3 protein-coding genes and 2 pseudogenes are annotated in these 3,664 nt (G+C 32.3%); all 5 read right to left on the reverse strand.

The features are described 5' to 3' along the window. Positions 1-363 (reverse strand): annotated as a pseudogene (locus tag AC1DJR_RS21515) (peptide ABC transporter substrate-binding protein); the annotation flags it as partial. 347 nt (positions 364-710) lie between these two features. After that, positions 711-1,748 (reverse strand): LCP family protein, encoded by a 1,038-nt coding sequence (locus AC1DJR_RS21520; RefSeq protein ID WP_060750789.1) that lies wholly within the window; start codon positions 1,746-1,748, stop codon positions 711-713. Between the two features lie 17 nt (positions 1,749-1,765). Then, the gene (locus AC1DJR_RS21525) at positions 1,766-2,764 is read right to left on the reverse strand and encodes an anti-sigma factor (RefSeq protein WP_429687866.1); all 999 of its coding nucleotides are present in this window, start codon (positions 2,762-2,764) and stop codon (positions 1,766-1,768) included. 12 nt (positions 2,765-2,776) lie between these two features. Further along, on the reverse strand, positions 2,777-3,310 hold the full coding sequence (locus tag AC1DJR_RS21530) for an RNA polymerase sigma factor (RefSeq protein WP_429687865.1): 534 nt from the start codon (positions 3,308-3,310) through the stop codon (positions 2,777-2,779). A gap of 196 nt (positions 3,311-3,506) precedes the next feature. Beyond that, positions 3,507-3,664: pseudogene (locus AC1DJR_RS21535) on the reverse strand (ABC transporter permease subunit); the annotation flags it as partial.

A 3,664-nucleotide genomic window follows, 5' to 3' on the forward strand; every position in this document is an offset into this window, starting at 1 on the left:
TGCATCTTTACGTAGTTTAAATGTATATTTTTTACCATCTTCACTTTTCGTGCTAGATTCTGCTGCAGCTGGCATAGGCTTATTATCTTTATCAAGACGATATAATCCTTCCATCGTATTTCCTAGCATTTGTGAAGATACTGTATCTGTTGATTTAGAAGAATCCATCGTTGGAATCTCTTGGTTTACTGTTCGATTCAACACTTGTTTTGCCGCTAATTTTCCCTCTGACTTGCTATCTCCACTTGAGTTTGTGCTTGTCTTTTTATCTCCRCCTGATGTAGAACATGCTGTTAATGCCATGCTCATTGCTAAAACCGGTACTACAACTGCTGTTAGTTTTTTCATTTTTTTCTTTTTCATTTTTGTACCCTCCCTAATTCTAAACGATAGCTATTTAAGAATTTTCTGATAATTCTGTTTTTCTTTATATACTTATCAGACGATTCTTACTACTTCTTATTCTACTAATTTTTAAAAATTTGTAAAGTGTTATTATTGAAAATTATTAAAAAATTATTTTCTTACAGTAATATTCATAAAAATTCCATATAGTTTTTTAACATCGTTTTTTATCGTTACATATACACTAATTTAATAGTGTTAATGATACTTCCCAATAAATAGACTGTAGATTGTCGTTAATAAATAATGTATATTCTAGAGATCTCTTTCCTACAAAAACAAAAAAAGCAGATATATCATCCGCTTTAATTTCCCTCAATTTGCTTCTCACTTAATCCAAGATGTGTTCTGAGTGTATTACTCAAATTTTGCAAGTCTTTTTTATTAGGATTATAATAATATACACGCTTCCCATTTGGGCCATTTGGTAAATATAAATCATCACCGTTCAGTTGAATCTTCTCAACTGAACAATCTAAACCATATTTATAAAAAGATAAAATATCATCCAATGCTAAATTTGTTTTAAAATCACCATCGACGGCCTCAACCATTTTCTCCAGTTTTGTAATAGACCCTACACTTTTTAATTTACTTAAAATCGCCTCAATAACAAGTTGTTGGCGCTGCCCCCTCATTGCATCACTATCAATATGACGAGTTCTCGCCAAAGCAAGTGCTTCTTCTCCCGTTAATTTTTGAACCCCTTTTTTCAAGTGAATCGTATCAGGTTCATCTTTACTATTTTGTTCAGTAAATTCAACCGGGACATCTACCTCAACACCATCGAGCCCATCAACAATTTTAATAAATGACCCAAAATTAAATTTTACAAAATAATCTACCGGTACTTGCAGTAACTTTTCTACTGCCTCAACAGAAGCTTGTGGCCCTCCATCTTTTCCATTTTTAACGAAACCACTTCCATATGCGTGTGTTATTTTATCTTTTTTCTTTTCGATTGGAACATATGTATATGTATCTCGTGGTATACTGGTTAATTTCACTGTCTTATCTTCTTTATTAAACGTAGCTAACAATAATGCATCCGTATGAAATGCACCATTATAGCCCTTTTGCCGTTCTTGATTTTCATCAATCCCCATAATTAACATTGAAACGTTGTGTGTAATTGGCTTTACAGCTTTCTCACGTAAATTTGATTTTTCACCACGCGATAAGTTCAAATTAGATTTTTGTACGAGATTAGAAGTTTGCATATATACATAGGCACCATACCCAACTCCGCCAAATAGTAATACTCCTAACAATACACTTATTATCGTTGTCTTTTTATATTTTCGTTTATTTTTCTTTTCTCTTGAAGGAGAGGTATTCTCCATATAGTTCCCTCCGTTTTCTATTCATCTAATATGTTTTTCAATTTTTCATAATTAGTGCTATCCTTTTGAAATACATTCTCTTTCAATCCTTTGTTTATTTGTATCCATTCAGTCGTAATCGAATATTGAATCATACCTTCATGGAAACTAAGGAACTTCAACATAATCCCCGTATTTTTCTCTACAACCATTTCAAATTTCCCACTCAAATCTTCAGATGTACTTACAGGCATTTCTATGTTTATTACTCCTTCTATTTTGTAGCAATCGAGTCCAAGATACTTCGTTTCTTTATAACTCCAATCTTTATATCGAATTAATAGATCAGCAAATTCTGATTGAATACTGTACTTAGCGAATCCCACATATTCGTCATCATACCGTTTCTTCTCACCTGATTTTCTCAATAACCTTTCCGTAGGACTTAATTTTAATAGTTCATTATTTCTTTCTTTTGGACTCCATCTCGTCTCTTTATACGTATTATTCTTATCATTAAACTCTTTTTTTCCTTCCTCGGTATAAATCATCGTGCTTTTTTTCGATAGCTTGTCTTCTTTAGATGAAATACCACTTTGTTTCTCCGTATCAATCGCATATTTATATGTTGTAGCAATTCTTGTAGAGCTAGAATATTCTTCGAATTGCCCTGAAACATTTTGGAAATGTTCAATTGAATCAAGCATCTTTTGATGAATCTTTTCCTTATCTGGATAATTGACGTTCGACTTTATTTCTTCTTCATTCTCATAATCAGAAAACGCATCCTTCTTTACGTAATTAAACATCCCTCCATTTTGTGCAAAGCTCTGTATAGAAAACTCAGACATAGATACAATTGACAGCGTTAGAACAGCTGCACTAATAAACATCATATGTACTCTATAACTCTTTCTTTTTACAGGAAGATTATGAAGTGTATCATTAATTTTTTCGTTTAGTGCCTGTGGCAATACGGTATTATCCTTTTCTATTCTCTTTTTTAATTTTTCATCAAATGATTTTTCTTTATCCATTTTAACCACCCCCTACTCCATCTTTAATCGCTCTTCTAATTGTTCCCTTGCACGTGACAATCTTGATTTAACCGTGCCTTTTGGAATTTCTAAAAGCGTTGCAATACTTTCTTGATTCATATCTTCATAATAATAAAGTACAGTTACCGCTCTTAGTTCTTCCGTTAAAGACTGAATAGCATTACAAAGATCAACATCTTCATATCGATCAAACGCCACCATATTACTATCATGATCCTCAATTACAATTACTTTTTTATAAGAGCGAATTATATTGTTACACTCATTTATTAAAATTCTAATGAGCCAAGTTTGAAAAAACTCTTCTTTTTTCAGTTTTTTTATATTTTCATAAGCTTTTAAAATTGTTGCTTGCATCGCATCCTCTATATTCGTCTCATCACGTAACATCGCCTTCGCAATGCGATACATCTTTACTTTTTCTGTATGTATAAGTGTCATAAAAGCCTCATGATTACCCTTTTTTGCTAAAGAAACATCCGTTTCTTCTTTTACAATCATCTTATATAAAGGAATTACTTTCACAATTGGTCCTCCTGTTTCGTCCTCACTTCAAATTTAACTTTACACGTATTAGACGGACGGGCCTATAAAAAGGTTCACTTTTTTGAATGTTTTTGTAAATTAAAAGATAAATATCCTTTTTAGGGTGCTACACAATAAACATATCGGTTCAAATTTACAAACGAAAAAAGCCCACTTTTTCAGTGGACTTTCTACTTTACAACGGCAAATCCCTCTTCCTAAACACTACAATTGCTACTATGAAGATACAAAGCGCTCCAGCAGTTAAGCCTATACTTATTGGCCATATATTGTATGTTCCTTCAGCAATTTCTTTCGGACGAAACAGTGTAAATAATGACATATTTCTCATCC

The organism is Bacillus sp. 05T31, from assembly GCF_056396725.1.

Bases quoted from the DNA above. Each gene is read 5' to 3' on its own strand.
- AC1DJR_RS21520 (WP_060750789.1), bottom strand. From the start codon at position 1,748: ATGGAGAATACCTCTCCTTCAAGAGAAAAGAAAAATAAACGAAAATAT.
- AC1DJR_RS21525 (WP_429687866.1), bottom strand. From the start codon at position 2,764: ATGGATAAAGAAAAATCATTTGATGAAAAATTAAAAAAGAGAATAGAA.